The organism is Kaistella flava (ex Peng et al. 2021) (genome assembly GCF_015191005.1).
Classification (GTDB): Bacteria; Bacteroidota; Bacteroidia; order Flavobacteriales; family Weeksellaceae; genus Kaistella; species Kaistella flava.
Map to the genome: position 1 here is coordinate 860,169 of NZ_CP040442.1, position 19,686 is coordinate 879,854.

A 19,686-nucleotide genomic window follows, 5' to 3' on the forward strand; every position below is an offset into this window, starting at 1 on the left:
ATAACAGCGGTTTTGCAATAGTGCGGGATTTTCGCAAGTTTAAAGATTTTAGATATTTCGAAGTTTAGTTTTTAATAGAAAGATTTTATATATTTATCCGCACCATCGCAAAGCCGCAAAACGTTGTGGGTCATTGTCAGGAAATGTCCGTATAAAAACTTCAGTTTCAAAAGAAATTAAAAAAATATAACTATGGCAGTATTTGCAATTCCAAATCCAAAAAAAACAATCCAAGTAGATTTTCCAATTGAAAAAATTAAAAAAAGCATTTTAAATATTCCTTTACTAAATAAGAATTATAGATTTTCTTCTTCCAATGAAATCTTTAATCAATTTACTTTTGAGTCATTTGAGTTTTTAAGTGTTGGTGTTTTTTTAGATTTTCATCTAAATTCAATTAGCGAAAATAAAACGGAAATTAACCTTGAAATTAGGCGAAAAATAGGTTCATTTAATCAACCTGCGGAAATTACAAATGCGAATAATCATATTGACAAATTATTTAAATACATTGCTCAATTAACTTCAATGAATGATGAGGAAATTGAATCTTTGAAACAAAAAATAAATACTACTCCACCAATCAAAAAGAAAAATGGCTGTTTAAAAATTGGTCTGATAATTTTTGGATGCTTTGTTGGATTAGGTATTTTAGTGAATTTATTTTCTAATGAATCTAACGATAAAAAAGAAATCGTTAATGTAATTGACCCGCGAATCGAAAAGTTACAGTCTCAAAAATATTCAGACCTTCCAATCACCGACAAAACCTTTTTATTAGATTCTTTTTTTGAAGGAAAAAACAAATTTGAAGCACCTAATTTTCACCTTAATGAACTTATTAATAATAGTATTGCAACGTCTTCAAAATTTCCAGAAACTTTAGAAATGAAAGGTTTTGATGGAGAGTTTACAAAAAATTATGCTACAAACACCTTAATTCGGAAAGACACTTCAAAAAACATAAACTACGACAAAGGTACTTTCCAAGTAGTTAGAGAAATTAGAAGTGAAAATGCTTTCGGAACTAAAGTTAGAAATAAAGTTGTGGTTTATGTTAAATTTAATGGAAAAGGTTATGAAGTTGTAGATTTCAAAACGGAATAACAGCAAAAAACAACGAACCCACAACACGGTATTTCTATTAGCGGGTAGGAAGTTCCTATCATCAAGATTTTTGCTAATTGTTCAATTTGTTATATTTACAAAGACTTGTTATAAAAAGTACCCGCCAACAGAAATACCCAAACGTTACCAGTAATTTTAGAAAACCGACAATGCAGAAATTTGAGTTGACCATTTTCAGACAATCAAGAGTATTGGTTGGACTCTTTTTGACACCAATTTCATTAATTGGAATACTTATTTTATGTGCTGAATTAAACAACATATTTATAGGTCTCGTGCTTTTCCCTGTTTATGTTTTGACGGTTTATTACTTTGTTGTTGGACACTTAACGGTTTCTATTAATAATGAACAACTAAAATTCAGATGGACAAGAAAACTAATATTTAATTATGACGACATAGAACCTGTAAACATCGCTGACATTAAAACTATTGTAATTGATAGCGGACAATTATTGAGAAAAATAATAACTGCTGACCGAACTATAAAAATTAATAATGCAAAAGTTCAAGTAAAAGACGCAAACAAATTCATTTATCAACTTGGCATTTTGACGAAAAGAAATGATGTACGAGAAATTGACAGTTGGGATGAATGGTCAGACAAGGGCTACATAAAAACAGCATATAGAATTAACACAGTTATACTTGTGTTAGCAACAATTATTGTGACAACTTTTATAATAATAAAAGGCTTTAATTCACGAAACTTATTTTTGGTTTTATTATTCATTCCACAATTATATTTATACGGAAAACAAATGAAACGGAAAATCAAGAATGACAATAGATAGAAAAACTACTGGTAACACGGTATTTCTATTAGCGGGTCGGAAGTTCCTATCATCGAGATTTTCGCTAATTGTTCAATTTGTTATATTTACAAAGACTTGTTATAAAAAGTCCCCGCCAACAGAAATACCCAACCGTTATAGTCAATTGCAGAGAAAAAAATCGCATCGAATGAAAGTACTGAATTTTAAAGATATTCGTTTTTTTGAAATAAAGCCTGAAAATTATATTGGAAACTTCGATGGAATTTTAGGAAATGTATATAATGATACAATTGATTCAAAAAATATAGGTATTAGAATTGCGAAAAAATTAAATGAACATCATTTTACGTTTGACGATTTTGACCATTTATATGTTTTCTTAAATCCCAAAATTTCAGAAAATAAAATAGTTGAAACCGAAATTTATGATTTAGGTTGGAATAAAGACATCTTTTATGGGTTGGATAAAGTAAAATTTAATAACCTGAATGAAACACAGAGAAATTTAAAACTTGAGGAAATTGCTTTTGAAATTTTAAGTAATTTAGTTGCAAATGATATTGCGGAATTAAATATTATAAATCTTGTTCAAACTGAAATATTAGTTAATCAAACAAATACCGAGATACTTTTAAAAGAAAAGGTTTTTAAAAATATCTCAATAAATTTAAGTTTCAAAATAAATCCTAATGGAAAAAAGTCAGTAATGATAATTCGCGGTTCAAATAATGGCGACATTATGTGCACTAAAATAATAGAATTATTTCATCATGAAGATGTTTATCATATTGTGGACAAAATCAAATACGACGGAAATAAAATAATTATAGATTCTAAAAAAAATATAAAATCAGAAGTTGTTACTGGAAAATACGAATCGCCCATAATCGTGGATTGCAACTGCCTATAACAGCGTATTGGCAATAGTGCGGAGGAATCGCAAGTTTAAACATTTTAGATGTTCCGAAGTTCAATTTATAATAAGAAAATTCTCGCGTTAAAGCCGCACCATCACCAATACGCAAAACGTTGTGCGTCACTTTCGAGCGACAGAAAACCGAACAGAAAGTAAATAAATAAAAAACAAAAATGAAACTGACTCGCATTATATTTCTTTGTTTGATTTCTATACTTTTATTAAATTCTTGTAAAAATTTAATCCCAACCGCTTTCTGGGAAAATTTCGAGAGTAATTATATAGTTAAAAACATTAGTAATCAAGGTCCGTATGGCGGACATAGAGCAATGTATTGGAAAGCAGAATCTAAAAAAACTTTTAAATCTGAAAATATTATAGCATTTGCTAAAGAAAATGGATGGACTTTAACAGGAACTGAAAAGTTTAATACAGAAAATATGAAAGATTGGGTAGAAAATGGAAAATCTATTTTTCCTCTGACTTCACAAGGTTTTAACCCCAAATTAATGGAGGACAATATATCCGAAGATTTTCCTAGATGGATAAACTCAAACATTACAATTTATAAATTCAAAACAAATTTTGTAACTATCGAACCAGGAACCGACAACTCAATTGAAGAGAATGGCTTTGTAATAATAAATAATGATGAAAATGAAATGAGTGTTTATAATTTATGGGGAGAATAATAAATAAAAAAAGCGAACGCACAACAGCGGTTTGCAAAAATGGCGAAATATGTGGTAAATTCACGTTTATCTTTCGCAAGAAATTTTATCTTAGCCGAAAATAATCGGTTACGAAGTTCGCCACTTCTGCAAGCCGCGAGACGTTAGCAGAAATTTAAAAAAATCGTGAAATATTTAAAATTTGTTTTAATACTATTTTTAATATCTTGTTTTGATAACAAACAAGATATTAAACTTGTCAAGGTTGCTTATTACGACAACAAATATCAGATTGAAATCGTTACAGATTTGAATGAAAAAAGAATTTATTTTTATAATACAAAAAATTACGATCCTACTCCATATCCTCCTCCAACTATGGAAACATTTAGTTCCGAATTTGGATTTGAAAATTATAAAAAAGAAAGTGCAGAATACGATAATCAAAATTATATATCTCCTTTTAGTGCAAAATTAACAGAAATTGAAATCACTGACATTAAAAATAGGTCAAAAGTTATGATGAATCAAAAGTCTGAAGTATCAGAATTTAATGCCTTTCACACGAATGTTCTAATATTTGACTCAAATGGTAAATTTAAAAACTTAAATTTTGATCAGGTAATTAGTAAATTTAATAAAAATTATTTGTCTAATATTTTGAATATTGCAAAAAGTAAAACTAATAATAATGCAAACTTGAAAATTCTAAATGAACTTACAGAAGAATTATAAAAAACTTCTGCTAACATCGTATTGGCAATAGTGCGGAAGAATCGCAAGTTTAACGATTTTAGATGTTCCGACGATTAATTTATAAAACAAAAAGGCGGTATTTTTAGCCGCACCATCGCCAATACGCAAAACGTTAGCTACAATCCCATTAAAAAAATTACTATGGACGATTTTGACAAAATTATTAAAAAACTTGATGAAGTTTATCTATACTCTGGTATTGCTGGTTTAGTGTTTTTTTTACTATTAGCAATAATATTAACAGGATTTTGGATCTATTTTAAAAGTTCTATCGAAAAATCTGCGCAATATGAATTTGATGCTCAATTAACCAAACTTCAAGGAGAAATACAAAAAACATTAAACGAAAAGTCAAATGAGCAACAAGCATTATATAGTGAAAAATTAGCGTTATATCAACTGGACTTAAATAAAGAACTATCAAAAATATCTTCAGATTTAGATTTTGAAAAAAATCAAAAAATTGAAATAAAGAATGAAGAAAGAAAATCAATTATAGAATTTTTAGGATTATACAGCGACTTAGTTTATGGTGCATTAGATATTAAAATTCTCGATTATGGTTACAATAATTATGAAGAGATTAAAACAAGATTAAAGGAAATTGATAGAAAATATAGTGCATTAAATGTAATTCAAAATAATTTGAAATTTTGGTCTGATAATCATGAATTAGTTATGGAATCACATAAATTACAGATGGTTATATTAGATTACTCTCATTTTACACAAAGATTACTGGGAAAATTAGAATTTAATTTAAAGTGGGGGAAATCACTTAAAGATACATTTGTGGAAAATTTTACAAAATCTTCTGATGTCACTGACTTTTTAAAGGAATTAGCAGAAGAAGAAAAAAAGATTAGAATGAAAAATGACGAACTCTATACGGAATATTGGAAAGAGCGAAAACCTTATTTTGATAACTTTCTGAATGCTAATAATGATTTTATAAAACTTGCAAAAACATACATATCTTAACATTGGCACTATCGCTAACAAGGTATTTATACAAGCGGGTAGGAAGTTTTCAGTTGAAGATTTTAGCCATTAATTAAGATTTTAGCAAGTAGAAAGTTTACGTGTTCTTATCCCGCCTGCATAAATACCCAACCGTTACCTGCTATTTTTAAAACTTTGCCTCAAAATAAAATGAACCGATATCAATATAAAGATTTGACAATTGAGGTGCTTAATGAACCGACATATAAGTTCAGTTCATCAGACAATAATTACAATTATTTAAAACATTATTTTGGAGATGGCGCAAGCGAATATCCAACTTCCAAACATGGAATAAAAATCTATCAAGACGAACAAATTATTAATAGTTGTATTATAATTGGTTCAGGAGGAGCAACAGGTATCTCTAAAAACTCTTCGCTTCTTGACAATGACAAATTACTACTATGTTGTTGCGATAGCATATTTTGTTTAACACTTCCAGACCTTGAATTAAATTGGAAAATACAAGCAGACCAATCAACTTGTTTTCAAATTTTCAAAAATCAAGAAGACTACATAATACATGGAGAAATTCAAGTAACAAAACTTGACAAAAACGGAAATATAAAATGGGAATTTGGTGGTTCTGACATTTTTGTATCGATAGACAATGACGAAGATTTTAAAATTGAAAATGATGGAATTTTACTAACAGACTTTGCAAAAACAAAATATAAAATTGACTTTGACGGAAAATTATTAGAAACTTACAACAATAAAAAAAACATCAGGTAACACGGGTAGCCGTTGCACAACCCTTCAATTTTTCAGTTATTTCAAAAACAAGATAAAAACCAACCTCTTTTAAAGCGATTTAAGAGAGGTTGGTTTTTTTGGCAAAGAGAATGTTTTGATTTTTGGAGTGGTTTAATTCCTGGCGATATAACTCGTATTTTGAATTCTGAAAAATTGCCAGAACTTTCCTTGAGGAAGGTTCATTATTGCAACATTTCGATGGACTTTTTTGGTAATGAATTTTAGGTATTTCTTCAGATTGTAAGTGAGAGCAGCCATCAAAACATGTTTGTTGGCGTTTTTTATTCCTCTAGTATTCACCCGTTTCATATTGTGGTAATTAATCAACGTACCCAAAACTGGCTCTACGCGGGAACTTCTGCGTTTAGTGAGAAAACGAGTGTAATTTGGATCGCGGTTGAGTTTTTCGTGCATTTCATCGTAGAGCGGTTTGTGGATCGTAGTATCGATCTTTTTAAACTTGGTTGTTTTGCCACAGCATTCTGCTCGGAGCGGACAATCTTTACAATCGCTCTCGCTGCTGCGATAGTGGTTGGAAGAATAACCTTTGGGATCTGTCTTGATTTTTTTAAAGAGAAGTAAAGCGTTATAACCACCTTCTTTTACACATTCATACCGATTCTCTTCTTTGTTGAAGACAAAGCCTTCCCGAAATGGTTTGTATTGACCGAAGTTCGGAATGTAGGCATTAATACCTTTCTCTTTGCAATACTTTAAAGCCTCGCCACTGCTATAACCCGCATCGGCTAAAACTTCATCAAGCGCAATGTGATTTTGTTTGCAGTTTTCTAAAGTCTGATTCATAATCTCGGGAAAAATAACAGAATCTTTACTTCCCGATGTACTGGCACAAGCACCGGTTATAACATGAAAAGCATCATCCACAGCCAGTTGTCCAGAATAATTTAACTGTCGGGCTTTACCTGGTTTTACAGAAATCTTTGCATCAGGATCGGTGGGACTGTAATGGGTGTGATTGCTCAAGTATTTTGGCCGAATTGCATTGCCATCTTCATCTTTTCTGTCACTTTTATTAGTGCCCGGCATTCCTTCATACTCTTTTTTTTTCCAGTCATGGTGCTGGTCTACCATTTTCTTTCTGGTCGAAGTTGTTTTAAATTCACTGTTATCTTCCAGTTCATTTACAAAGGCTGAAGCATCTTCCAAAACTTCTTTTTCGATTAAAGAATCCATACTCGCATTGGCTTTAATGAAAGCTGAATCTACCGCCATTCTTTTGCCACGAACCATTCCTTTCCCTACACACAAACTCAAAACTTTACGGAATAATTCTAAGAAAAGTTCTTCCCCGAAAAGAGATCTTGTTCGGGAAATAGTGGAGTGAAATGGTAAACTTTCATTAATGTCATATCCTAAGAAAAGACGGATATCCAGACAATTGCTGCAAAAGCGTATTAAGCCTCTATCACTGTTAATATTATTGAGATAACCTACCATCAGAATTTTGAAGAATACGACCGGATCGATGCTCTCTTGGCCACATTTGCCGTAATAGTTTGCGGTAGCTTTATAAAGAAAATCGAGTGACAGATTTTCATTTACTTTTCGGTAGAAATTATCTTTGGGAACCATCTCATCCAGGCTTTGATGGTAAAAGAGTTGCGGCGTAATTATTTTCTTTCCTTGCATGCACTAATTTACAAATAATATGCTAACTGTCAAATAGTTATCATGTTTTATTTCTGAATATTTGCAAAATTTATTTTTAGTATTTTTGGTTGTGCAACAAGCACACGGTATTTCTGCAAGCGGGAAGGAAGTTTTTAATCGAAGATTTTTGCGATTAAATAAGTTTTTTGCTAATAGAAAGTTTTCGTATTTTTATCCCGCCTGCAGAAATACCCAAACGTTAGTGGCAAGCTAAAAAACCGAGACTAAACCCATAATTAATGAAGAGAACTTATCTTATATTTTTCTTACTTTTATTTTATTCTAGTAGTTTATTTGGACAGAATAATATACTAAATGATTCTATTTCTGAAAAAGGAAAACTAGTTCAGCAAATTTCTAAAAATTCTATTTCAGCTATTAAAATTCGAAATATAAAGAAATCAACAGAATACGTTGGTTATAAATTATGTGAACATCAATATTTAGAAATTCTAAAATTGGAAAATCAGATTACTGAAAGTGAAATTGAACAACTTATAGATTCCGAAAACGGAACCTTAAAATGTGTAGGATTTATTCTTTTCGCTAAGAAAAATAATAATAAAAGTTCAGTTCTTCAAAAGATGAATTATTTACTAAAACAAAAATATTATCTTATGACTAATAGTTGCTCTGATGCAATTTCAACAACAAGTCTTCCTAAATATTGCTTCGACTTAATTAATTCTAGAAATTTTTTCTTCAAGCCAAATTTTAAATTAAAAAAGAAAGAGAAAAAGGAATGGAACATAAAAATGATGGTTTACGAAATGAAAAAATAGCCAGCCACTAACAGCGGTTTTGCAATAGTGCGGGATTTTCGCTAGGTTTAAAGATTTTAGATATTCCGAAGATTAGTTTATAATTGAAAGATTTTGCATATTTATCCGCACCATCGCAAAGCCGCAAAACGTTAGCGGTCAGACTAAAAGACGACACCGAATAAAAAACAGAAACTGAAAATGGGATTTTTTGACTTCTTAAAGAATAAACCAGAATTGACTGACGAAAAATCAAATAACCAAAATTTGACAAATAATTTGGAACTCAAAACTCATTTGGAAAGCATACAGAATGAAATTTTTCTGTTTTTGAAGCCGTTAGGATTTAAGAAAAAAGGACGGGCATTTAACAGACAAACGGAAGACGGAATTTATCAAGTAATTAATATTCAGAGTGGCAGATACGAATTTGACGATAAGTATGTAATTCCAGGATTTAGGGAAAATTTATATGGCAACTTTACAGTGAATTTAGGAGTTATGGTTAGAGAGATTTATGAACTTGATAGCCATAACAAACCGAAAAACATCTACCAAGATTACGATTGCCAAATTAGAGAACGACTGCCTCATTTGACTATTAAACAAGACCATTGGTGGAGTATTTCAGACGATAATAATAAAACAGCGAAAGAAGTTATTAACGGACTAAGTTCACACGGACTTGATTGGCTTGACAACTTTGAAAATCGAGATAAGATCTGCAGAAACTTAGGAAATTTGGAAGGTGATTCACCGAGAGCAAAATTGAACGTTGCTTTAATTGAATTTCACCGAGACAAATCAAAAGCAGAAAAACTATTTCAAGACTACTACAACAAAATTAAAATAAAGAACGGACATAAAGAATATGTAAAAGGACTTGCCGACAGACTTGGAGTAATATTGAAAGATTGACAATTAAATCTTTAAAACTAAATAAAACGACAAAGAAAGAAGCCCGAACCGCTAACATCGTATTGGCAATAGGCGGGGTTTCGTCTTCGAAATAAATTTTTCGCTTAAAGGAAGTTTATTTCTTCGATTGAAGTTTATCACTAAAAAGCCCGCCCATCGCCAATACGCAAAACGTTACCTGCAATGCACAAGATTATGTCCAAAAGAATAAAGAAAATTAAAAGAGATATTTGTCTAATAAAATATAGAAAACTTCCTTTGATTGAATATGAAAAAGATACAGATTCAGAAGTTTATTATTTTCCAAATTACAAATCTCAGTATTGGATTAAACTTGAAAAAAGTTCCTCAAAAACAATAACCGCAGAAACTATAAAAATTTTAAAACTACTAGATTTTAAAAAATTTATATTTCTTAATGGTAAAAATAAATCATGGATTTCAAAGGAGACTCAAAACAGAAAAGATTATAAACCATTAATAAAAACTCTTCAATATTTTAAATCTTTAAAAATTGACAGTAAATTTAATGGCGGAATTCAAATAGAAATTGATGAGTTAGATAAGTTTCTACCAAATTTCTATGAAATTACGAGTTGTGATAGTGGATTTTTTGATTATCATTTCACCGATATAAATCAAAATATTATTTTTTATATTCATTATTCTGGTGAAATTCAAATTCTTCCATTAAATAAAAAATATAACATAAAACTTTTGGAAGCCATAAAACAAACTAAATTTATTGATTCTTTCAGAGATAATACTGACCGAATATAAAGAAAGCACTGCAGGTAACAAAGTATTTCTATTAGCGGGTCGGAAGTTCCTATCATAAAGATTTTCGCTAATTGTTCAATTTGTTATAGTTACAAAGACTTGTTATAAAAAGTCCCCGCCAACAGAAATACCCAACCGTTACCAGCAATACGACGAAAAAACGTAAAAAAGCGAAAAATCGAACAATTAAATGAAAAAAATTATCCTAATGCTTTTTATGATTTTGCAAATTAGTTGTAACAAAGTTTTACATAATAAATTAGGTATAGAAAATGCCAAAAAAGAACTTGAAAGTACATTAAATGACACGACTAAAATAGCTATTCTTGATAAAAATGAACTTTTAATTAAAGATGAAAATACAGCTATAAAAGTAGCTGAACCAATATTATTTGAAATTTATGGCAAAAAAAAAATTGAAGATGAAAAACCATACGAAGCATATTTAATAAAAAATTATTGGGTAATTAATGGAACTATAAACAGATTTTCTTTTGGTGGAGCTTTTTCAATTATTATTGATGCAAGAAATTCAAAAATTATTAACGTAACCCATTATAAATAAAATAAGTACTGCTGGTAACATGGTATTTCTATTAGCGGGTCGGAAGTTCCTATCATCAAGATTTTTGCTAATTGTTCAATTTGTTATATTTACAAAGACTTATAAAAAGTCCTCTGCTTGCAGAAATACACAACAGTCAGAAGCCCTTTCAAAACCTCATAACCTAATCAAATAAATAGTCATGAGTATTCTGGAAACTAAAAACCTCACTCGTTTATTCGGAACATTTACAGCAGTAGATGGTTTAGACATTACCATAGAAAGAGGTGAAATCTTTGCCCTGCTTGGTCCTAATGGAGCCGGTAAAAGTACCGTGATTAAAATGCTTACTACCCTTCTTCCACCAACAAGCGGCGATGCATTTATCAATGGATTTAGCATTAAAACTCAGACGAATGAGATCCGGAAAATTATTGGCTATGTTCCGCAGATGATTTCTGCTGATGGTTCTTTAACTGGGTATGAGAATTTATCGTTATTTGCCAAGCTTTATGATATTCCTAGAAATCAACGTAAAGAACGAATTAAGGAGGCAATCAATTTTATGGGATTGGCAGACTCTGCTTACAAATTGGTAAAAGAATATTCCGGAGGCATGATCAGACGGCTTGAAATTGCACAGTCAACATTGCACCGCCCTCCTATTCTATTCCTTGATGAACCGACTACAGGACTTGATCCGATCGGTAGAAATACGGTCTGGGAACATATATCTGCTTTGCAAAAACAATATTCGACAACGATTGTGATGACCACCCATTTAATGGAAGAGGCCGATGGGATTTGCAACAGAGTAGCTTTAATGGCCAGAGGAAAACTGTCAGCGATCGGTACGCCGGAAGGATTAAAGGCTTCTATTGGTAAAGAGGGCGCAACACTGGAAGATGTTTTTATTCATTACACAGCAGATAATTTAGGCGAGTCTGGCAGCAACTTCCGCAATGTTTCAATAGAAAGAAAAACAACAGGACGTTTAGGTTAATCAACAGGATATTATGGGAATACTAAACTTCATCAATAAATCATTCGTGATTACCGAACTGGAAATACGAAAGATCTTTCACGACCCTACAGAAATTATAACGCGAGCGGTACAACCTGCCTTATGGCTGCTTATCTTCGGACAGGTATTTGCGCGACTACACGCCATTCCAGGGCAAACCAATTACATTGATTTTATGACGCCCGGAATACTTGCACAGAGTGTTTTATTTGTTTCTATCTTTTCCGGCATTGCCATCATTTGGGAACGGGATCTGGGTCTCGTTCATAAATTATTAGCAACACCCACGCCGCGTACTGCAATTGTACTGGGCAAAGCACTATCAGCAGGCATAAGAACATTACCCATTGTCGTTATTATTTTCATTCTCGGCGTATTGCTTGGGGTGCATATCGTATGGAATCCATTAAACTTACTGGGCGTATTAATAATGGTCATGTTGGGTGCTATCTTCTTTTCTACCTTTTCATTAATCATTGCATGTCTGGTAAAAACACGTGAACGGTTTATGGGGATTGGGCAGTTAATGACCATGCCTTTATTTTTTGCAAGCAACGCCATTTATCCTATCGACATTATGCCGGGTTGGTTAAAAGTCTTAGCGCATGTGAATCCCCTTACTTACATGGTTGATGCGCTCCGCACCATGATGACAGGAACGCCTTCTACATTTAACTTACCTTTTGATTTTGGAATTTTATTCGTAGCTTCCACTATATTGGTTATCATTGGAGGATCATTATATAGCCGGGTGATTACCTGAAACAAAGTATGCTATTTTAATTTCAATAAAAAATTCCTGTTGTTGATTCAGATTTCCTTCAGAATTAAATTCTATTTTTGACTAAAGAAATAAAATGAAAATTCTATTGGTTGAAGACGAGAAAGAACTGTCTAAAAGTATTCTCGCTTATCTGAAATCCGAAAATTACACCTGCGAACTGGCGGAAGATTTTTCTTCAGCGAGAGAAAAAACGGAATTATACGATTACGACTGTATTCTGCTGGACATTTCTCTTCCTGATGGAAGCGGATTGAATCTTTTGAAAGAACTTAAAAACGAAAATAAGACGGACGGCGTTATTATTATTTCTGCGAAGAATTCTTTAGATGATAAAATCGAAGGTCTTCAACTCGGTGCCGATGATTACCTGCCGAAACCTTTTCATTTGTCCGAACTTGGTGCCAGAATTTCAGCGATTATTAGGCGTCGTAAATTCAATGGGAATGATCATTTAATCATTAATAATTTGGTAATTGATACTTCTGCAAAAACCATTTCTCATCAAAATACAATTATTGATTTTACTAAAAAAGAATATGATTTGATGCTTTATTTCGCGGTGAATAAAAACCGTGTTATTTCAAAAAACGCTATTGCAGAGCACCTTTCGCAAGAGAATACAGATTTCTTTGATAACTTCGATTTTCTGTATGCGCACATTAAAAACATTAAGAAAAAATTGGCTTCCGCAGGTGCCGACGATATGATTAAATCAGTGTACGGAATGGGCTATAAACTGGAAGCAAAATGAAATTAACACATTACATATCAATCCGATATATTGGAATTTCCTGTTTGGTTTTACTGATCTCTATTCCTGTCTTTTACGTTGTGATACAAAAAGTTCTAACCAATAATATTGATGAAAATCTTAAGGACCAAAAAAAGTGGACGACCAAACAATTAAAATCAGCTGATTTAGGGAGTTTTCACATTTTTGATGAACGCATTAAAATCGAAGAAAATCCTGAAAAGCTCAATCACAACAAAGTTTTTACCGAAGATATCTTTAATAAAAAAGATGATGAAACCGAAAGTTTCAGAGTGATTGAATTTCCCGTTACCACTTCTACGAAAACCTACAATGTTCGAATTCAGCAATCTTTAGTGGAAAGTGAAGATTTGTTGAAAAGTATTCTTTATCTGCTTTTCGGAATATTGGGACTTCTAATTATCTCTTTGTTCATCATTAATATCATCGTTAAAAGAAATATCTGGTCACCCTTTTATCACACCTTAGATGAACTGAAGAATTTCAGAATTGACGAAGCCAACAGTTTAAATTTAAAAGGAACCAAAATCAGGGAACTCAATGATTTAAATACCGCCTTAAACACGCTTACCGAAAAAAATAAAAAGCTCTATCAGTCGCAGAAAGAGTTTACCGAAAACGCTTCTCATGAGTTGCAGACGCCACTCGCCATTATTCAGAATAATGTAGAATTGGTCTGGCAGACCGAACCGATTTCTGAAGAACAAGCCGAGTTTTTAGAAAACATTTCTGAAGCCAATACCAGAATGAGCAGACTGAACAAATCACTTTTACTGCTTTCAAAAATCGACAATCAACAATTTAATGATATTGAAGTGGTCAATTTTAATGTACTTTCAGAGAAGTTTTTAAAATCGAATACTGATCAGATTCAATTTAAAAACATCAATATAAAAACTGATTTCACACAAGAAATGAAAGTGAAGATGGATCAAAATCTGGCGGAAATTCTGATCAATAATATATTATCCAATGCGATAAAATATTGTCCAAACAATGGCGACATTTTCATTAATGCTCATGAAAACTCTTTTGAAATCATTAATAATGCAGAAAACGAAAGTTTAAATATGGACAAACTTTTTCAGAGGTTTCAGAAACAAAGTAGTAAAGAAAACAGTACTGGTTTAGGTTTGGAGATCAGCAAAAAGATTTGCGAGAATTTCGGTTTGGAACTTTCTTATCATTTTAAAGATCAAAAACATCATTTTACTATCCTCAATAAAAATTCTTTGTAGTTAAGAGTCTGTTGAAATTTAATTACTAAAATAGTTTAACCACAAAAGGCGCAAAAGTTTTTAGGATTCTTAAAGTGAAAATGGTACTTTATAAAGATCACAGAAGTTTTTTGCTTCGCTTTGATGGTTATGAAGTGATTTCCTTCGGAAATTAAAGAATGAGAAATTGGCTTCCGCAGATTTTGCTGATTAATACTGTGGATTGAGCAAGGAGTGTTTTTTTAAACCACAAAGGCACAAAGTTTACATGCTTCTTAAAGTAAAATGGTACTTCGTAAAGATCACATAAGTTTTTTGCTTCGCTTTGATAGTTGATGGTTGATAGTTGATGAAGTGATTTACCTTGGAAATTAAAGCGTGAAAAACTGGCACCCGCAGATTGTTGTGAATTTGCTGATTAATACTGTGGAATAATCGAACGAGTGTTTTTCTTAACCACAAAAGGCACAAAAGTTTTTATGATTCTTACAGTGAAAATGGTACTTAATAAAGATCACATAAGTTTTTTGCTTCGCTTTAGAGGCTGTTTAAATTTAACAAAATATTCTTTTTAAACACATAAGTCACATGAGTTTTTAGAAAAAAAATGACTTTAAAAAGTGCATATAAGTTTCGAAAATCAACGATTTTTTAACTTTGTGTTCTAAATATTTTTATAGTGGGAACTAATTCTAATGTGACTTATGTGTTTTATTAAAATTTAAACAGGCTCTTAGTAGTTATGAAATGATTTCCTCTGGAACTTTAGAACGCTAGAAATTGGCACCCGCAGATTTTGCTGATTGAAAGTGTGGATTAAGCGAGGAGTGTTTTTTTAACCACAAAAGGCACAAAAATTTTTATGATTCTTAAAGCTAAAATGGTACTTCGTAAAGATCACATAAGTTTTTTGCTTCGCTTTGATAGTTGATAGTTGATGAAGTGATTTACCTTGGAAATTAAAGCGTGAAAAACTGGCACCCGCAGATTGTTGTGAATTTGCTGATTAATACTGTGGAATAATCGAACGAGTGTTTTTTTTAACCACAAAAGTCACAAAAGTTTTTATGATTCTTAAAGCTAAAATGGTACTTCGTAAAGATCACAGAAGTTTTTTGCTTCGCTTTGATGCTGGATAATTGATACAGACGTCACAAAAGTTTTAGTTATAAACGACTTAAAAAAGTTCAAATAAATTCCGAAATATTTGATTCCAAATTTTGTACTCTACATATTTTAAAGTAATAACTAAATCTTAGTTGATAATGTAATTTTATAAATATTTCAATAGGCGTTAATTGTTGTTAAATTTTATTTCAGCGGTAAAAATTCAGATTCTGTTCAGTTTTGCATCGCTACTTTGTAGTGTTAAAACAATGAAAGACATTTTTCAACACCAACAAAAATTTAAAATTTATATAATGAAAAAATTAGCATTAATTGGAATGATCGCTTTAGGATTTGGAACGACTACTCTATCTGCACAGAAAAAAGGAAAAACAGAAGATGTTCCGGCAGCTGTAAAAGCGGCGTTTGCAAAAAAATTTCCTGGCGTAACTGCTAAATGGGAAAACGAACATGGAAAATACGAAGCCAATTTCGACCAGGGAAAACATGAAACAAGTGCTTTGTATAATGCCGACGGAACTTTAGAAGAAACCGAAATGGAAATCCCAGTTTCTCAACTTCCAAAAGCCGCTTCAGATTATATCTTGAAAAATAATTTAGGAAAAATAAAAGAAGTTTCAATGATTACCAAAGCAGATGGAAAAGTTGAATATGAAGCCGAAGTAAAAAGTGGCGACGCCATGTTTACGGCTAACGGACAATTTATTAAAATAGTCAAAGATTAATCATTTTCAATAGAATTAATGATGCGGTGAATCAATAATTGTTCACCGCTTTTTTATTGACTTTTTTATTGAAATTCAGTTTTTATTCAGATTTTGAAATTATCTTTACCTATTCATTCCTTATTTATTCAAAAGATGTTGCAAAGAAAGTCACTTCATCAAGTAATCCTACTTGCTCTTTTTTTTCTGATGTTTTCGGGAAAATATTTTGGGCAGGACAAAAATACGTTGGAGTTTTATCTTACGACGGCCGAAAAAAACAGTCCGTTACTTAATGATTATAACAATCGAATTTTCTCCTCAAAAATAGACAGTTTAAAACAGCGTGCTGATTTCGGTTTTAAAGTAAATGGTATCGCTGATGCTTCTTATTCTCCACAATTCAACGGTTGGGGTTATGACGGTAACTCTACAATTAACGGTAATAATCTGGCGCTTTTGGGGCGTGTTTCCCGAGATTTTCTGGGAAAAGACAATTTAAATACGCGTCTTCAAAATTTTTCTTTAATCATTCAGCAGATTCTCAACCAGAAAAAACTCTCTGTTTTAAATTTAAAGAGAGCCATTACCGAACAGTATATTTTGGCTTATTCGGCACAGGAACAGTTTGCCATCGACAAAGAAATCATCCATATTCTGGACCAGGAAGATATAATTTTAAAAAAACTTACGCAGGCTTCGGTTTTTAAACAGACCGATTATCTTACTTTTAAAGTCATGCATCAGCAAAGTTTGCTGAATCAAAAACAGCATGAAGCAGACTGGCAAAATAATTATGCAGCGTTGCAATACCTTTCAGGTTTGGTAAGTACTGATTTCAAAAAATTATCCGCTCCGAATATTGAAAATACTGGTGATCTGGATTTTACCAAAACCGTTTATGCGGACTCCTTCAAAACCGACAGTTTAAAGTTAGCCAACGATATTAAAATCATTAATTACGATTACAAACCAAAAGTTTCAGCCTTTGCAGATGGTGGGTATTCGTCGGCACTCATTCATACGCCTTACAAGAATTTTGGCGTTAGTGTAGGTTTGTCGCTCACCGTTCCGATTTATGATGGTCATCAACGTAAAATGCTTATCGAGCAAAAAGTGATAGAAACCGATACTAAAACGAAATATTTAAAATATACTGAAAATCAATATTTACAACAGATTAATTTGATCCGTAATCAAATGCAGCAATATCAGGAACTGTTGAAAATTGCGAGAACGCAGATGAAATATTCGCAAACTTTGATTGAGGCTAATTTAAAACAGTTGCCAACGGGCGATGTGAGAATGGTGGATTTCATCCTTTCCATCACCAATTACACGACGCTGAAAACGGGAATTCTTCAGTATGAAAATAATCTTTTGCGACTTCAAAATAATTTATCCAACCTAATTGTTCAGTAATGAAAATCTTCAAATCCATATTATTTCCGGTTTTAGTGTTTGTGGTTTTTAGCTGCAAAAAAAAGGCTGAAGAAACCATCACTGAAACTGAAAATACAGCGAAACCGAAAACACCAGTTACCATCGCTTATCCTTCAGACACGGTGAACGTGAGCGACAATGTAACTTTAAATGCCACATCTTCTTACCTTTTGAAATCTGATGTCAAAGCAAACACCAACGGCTATATCACCAGAGTGACGATTCGACTTGCAGATAGAGTTGCGCGTGGACAGGTTCTTTTCGCTTTGCAAACCAAAGAGGCACGCGCACTCGGAAATACGATTAATAAACTGGATCCGTCTTTTCGATTTTCAGGAACGACTTCGGTCACAAGTCCGACCGCTGGTTATGTGGAAATGATGAATCATCAAGTGGGCGATTATGTGCAGGACGGTGAAGTTTTGGCGACTATTGCAGATTCCAGCAGTTTTGGTTTTGTAATGAATGTACCTTACGAATATAACCAGCTTGTGAGAAGCAATAATTCCCTTAAAATTAATCTGCCAGACGGAAGTTCTTTGGATGGTTATGTGGCGAAAATTATGCCTGCTGTCGATCCCGTTTCGCAAACAGAAAAGGTTTTGGTGAAAGTGAGATACGGTGGTGTGATTCCGGAGAACTTGATAGGAACGGTTAGTTTAAGAAAGACTGAAAATACGGGTGGAATTTACGTTCCGAAAACGGCAGTTCTTAGTGATGAAACCCAGTCCCAATTTTGGGTGATGAAAATGAAAAATGATACAACGGCAGTGAAAGTTGATATTGTAAAAGGGATAGAAACTAATCAGTGGGTTCAGGTTATTTCTGGGAATATCTCGAAAACGGATCGAATTGTTACATCTGGGAATTATGGTTTAGAGGATACGGCTTTTGTAATTGTTACAAAATAACTTTTACAGGGTTAATACCATGAAACTTTTTTAAACCACAAAAGTCACAAAAGGACTTTTAAAGATGGAATATATTGGGGTTATTAAGTTCACAAAATAGAATGCTGAAGGAGTTTGTTTGATTTTTTAAACCACAAAGGCACAAAGATGATGCAGTCGAAAATTATTAAAAAAGAACATCAAGGGATATGCTGCGGTTTATCAGATTATTTTGTTTGTCTTGAAGAAATAAATAATTTTTTAAGACATTAGGCACATTAGTTTTTTTTAAACTGGATACTTTTTAAACCACAAAAGTCACAAAAGGACTTTTAAAGATGGAATATATTGGGGCTATTTAGGTCACAAAATAGAGGATGCTGAAGGAGTTTGTTTGAGTTTTTAAACCACAAAGGCACAAAGATGATGCAGCTGAAAGTTAATAAAAAAGAGCATCAAGGTGTATGCTGCGATTTATCAGATCTTTTTGTTTGTCTTAAAGAAATAAATAATTTTTTAACACATTAGACACATTAGCTTTTTTCAGTTTTAACAAATGAACTTTTTATCAGCGAACATTAGTTTTTTAAACCACAAAAGTCACAAAAGGACTTTTAAAGATGGAATATATTGGGTTTATTAAGTTCACAAAATAGGATGCTGAAGGAGTTTGTTTGAGTTTTTAAACCACAAAGGCACAAAGATGATGCAGCTGAAAGTTAATAAAAAAGAGCATCAAGGGATACGCTGCGGTTTATCAGATTATTTTGTTAGTCTTGAAGAAATAAATAATTTTATAACACATTAGGCACATTAGTTTTTTCAGTTTTAACAAATGAGCTTTTTATGAGCGCACATTAGTTTTTTAAACCACAAAAATCACAAAAGGACTTTTAAAGATGGAATATATTGGGTTTATTCATTTCACAAAATAGGATATTGATATAGTTTATGTAATTTATTAAACCACAAAAGTCACAAAAGCACTTTAAAAGATGGAACATATTGGGTTTATTAAGTTCACAAAATGGGATGTTGAAAG

General features: G+C 32.1%; 19 protein-coding genes. 18 read left to right on the forward strand and 1 reads right to left on the reverse strand.

Features of this window, described 5'->3' with window-relative positions; genetic code table 11:
• The first annotated feature begins 192 nt into the window (after window positions 1-192).
• From Q73A0000_RS03890 to Q73A0000_RS03920, 7 genes are all read left to right on the forward strand, one after another.
• The gene (locus tag Q73A0000_RS03890) at window positions 193-1,107 is read left to right on the forward strand and encodes a hypothetical protein (RefSeq protein ID WP_193812774.1); all 915 of its coding nucleotides are present in this window, start codon (window positions 193-195) and stop codon (window positions 1,105-1,107) included.
• A gap of 170 nt (window positions 1,108-1,277) precedes the next feature.
• Window positions 1,278-1,922, forward strand: coding sequence for a hypothetical protein (locus Q73A0000_RS03895; RefSeq protein WP_193812775.1), 645 nt, complete (start codon window positions 1,278-1,280; stop codon window positions 1,920-1,922).
• A gap of 169 nt (window positions 1,923-2,091) precedes the next feature.
• On the forward strand, window positions 2,092-2,814 hold the full coding sequence (locus Q73A0000_RS03900; RefSeq protein ID WP_193812776.1) for a hypothetical protein: 723 nt from the start codon (window positions 2,092-2,094) through the stop codon (window positions 2,812-2,814).
• Window positions 2,815-2,993: 179 nt separating this feature from the next.
• Entirely contained in the window at window positions 2,994-3,512 is a 519-nt protein-coding gene (locus Q73A0000_RS03905) for a hypothetical protein (protein WP_193812777.1), read from the forward strand.
• A 165-nt stretch (window positions 3,513-3,677) separates the two neighbouring features.
• Window positions 3,678-4,226: a hypothetical protein gene (locus tag Q73A0000_RS03910; RefSeq protein ID WP_193812778.1), complete on the forward strand. Its 549-nt coding sequence runs from the start codon at window positions 3,678-3,680 to the stop codon at window positions 4,224-4,226.
• 162 nt (window positions 4,227-4,388) lie between these two features.
• On the forward strand, window positions 4,389-5,228 hold the full coding sequence (locus tag Q73A0000_RS03915; protein ID WP_193812779.1) for a hypothetical protein: 840 nt from the start codon (window positions 4,389-4,391) through the stop codon (window positions 5,226-5,228).
• Between the two features lie 171 nt (window positions 5,229-5,399).
• Window positions 5,400-5,987, forward strand: a complete 588-nt coding sequence (locus tag Q73A0000_RS03920; protein WP_193812780.1) for a hypothetical protein — start codon at window positions 5,400-5,402, stop codon at window positions 5,985-5,987.
• A gap of 132 nt (window positions 5,988-6,119) precedes the next feature.
• Here Q73A0000_RS03920 and Q73A0000_RS03925 read toward each other — a convergent pair whose 3' ends face one another.
• Window positions 6,120-7,658: an IS1182 family transposase gene (locus Q73A0000_RS03925; protein WP_244140799.1), complete on the reverse strand. Its 1,539-nt coding sequence runs from the start codon at window positions 7,656-7,658 to the stop codon at window positions 6,120-6,122.
• A gap of 260 nt (window positions 7,659-7,918) precedes the next feature.
• Here Q73A0000_RS03925 and Q73A0000_RS03930 point away from each other — a divergent pair, with 260 nt between their 5' ends.
• The 11 genes from Q73A0000_RS03930 (at window position 7,919) to Q73A0000_RS03980 (ending at window position 18,665) form a co-directional block, all read left to right on the forward strand.
• Entirely contained in the window at window positions 7,919-8,461 is a 543-nt protein-coding gene (locus Q73A0000_RS03930; RefSeq protein WP_193812781.1) for a hypothetical protein, read from the forward strand.
• A gap of 180 nt (window positions 8,462-8,641) precedes the next feature.
• Entirely contained in the window at window positions 8,642-9,358 is a 717-nt protein-coding gene (locus Q73A0000_RS03935) for a DUF4304 domain-containing protein (protein WP_193812782.1), read from the forward strand.
• A 195-nt stretch (window positions 9,359-9,553) separates the two neighbouring features.
• A complete protein-coding gene (locus Q73A0000_RS03940) occupies window positions 9,554-10,138 on the forward strand; it encodes a hypothetical protein (RefSeq protein ID WP_193812783.1) in 585 nt (194 codons plus the stop codon).
• Between the two features lie 190 nt (window positions 10,139-10,328).
• A complete protein-coding gene (locus tag Q73A0000_RS03945; RefSeq protein ID WP_193812784.1) occupies window positions 10,329-10,703 on the forward strand; it encodes an NTF2 fold immunity protein in 375 nt (124 codons plus the stop codon).
• 181 nt (window positions 10,704-10,884) lie between these two features.
• Entirely contained in the window at window positions 10,885-11,685 is an 801-nt protein-coding gene (locus Q73A0000_RS03950; RefSeq protein ID WP_193812785.1) for an ATP-binding cassette domain-containing protein, read from the forward strand.
• A 13-nt stretch (window positions 11,686-11,698) separates the two neighbouring features.
• The gene (locus tag Q73A0000_RS03955; protein WP_193812786.1) at window positions 11,699-12,469 is read left to right on the forward strand and encodes an ABC transporter permease; all 771 of its coding nucleotides are present in this window, start codon (window positions 11,699-11,701) and stop codon (window positions 12,467-12,469) included.
• A gap of 94 nt (window positions 12,470-12,563) precedes the next feature.
• Window positions 12,564-13,241 carry a response regulator transcription factor gene (locus Q73A0000_RS03960; RefSeq protein WP_193812787.1) on the forward strand — a complete coding sequence of 226 codons (678 nt, stop codon included), beginning with the start codon at window positions 12,564-12,566 and terminating at the stop codon, window positions 13,239-13,241.
• Window positions 13,238-14,500, forward strand: coding sequence for a sensor histidine kinase (locus tag Q73A0000_RS03965; protein WP_193812788.1), 1,263 nt, complete (start codon window positions 13,238-13,240; stop codon window positions 14,498-14,500). The genes Q73A0000_RS03960 and Q73A0000_RS03965 overlap by 4 nt, the downstream gene beginning before the upstream one ends.
• 1,400 nt (window positions 14,501-15,900) lie before the next feature.
• A complete protein-coding gene (locus Q73A0000_RS03970; protein ID WP_193812789.1) occupies window positions 15,901-16,332 on the forward strand; it encodes a PepSY-like domain-containing protein in 432 nt (143 codons plus the stop codon).
• A 135-nt stretch (window positions 16,333-16,467) separates the two neighbouring features.
• Complete coding sequence (locus Q73A0000_RS03975) at window positions 16,468-17,733, forward strand: TolC family protein (protein ID WP_193812790.1); 1,266 nt, start codon at window positions 16,468-16,470, stop codon at window positions 17,731-17,733.
• On the forward strand, window positions 17,733-18,665 hold the full coding sequence (locus Q73A0000_RS03980; protein WP_193812791.1) for an efflux RND transporter periplasmic adaptor subunit: 933 nt from the start codon (window positions 17,733-17,735) through the stop codon (window positions 18,663-18,665). The genes Q73A0000_RS03975 and Q73A0000_RS03980 overlap by 1 nt, the downstream gene beginning before the upstream one ends.
• Window positions 18,666-19,686: the final 1,021 nt, after the last annotated feature.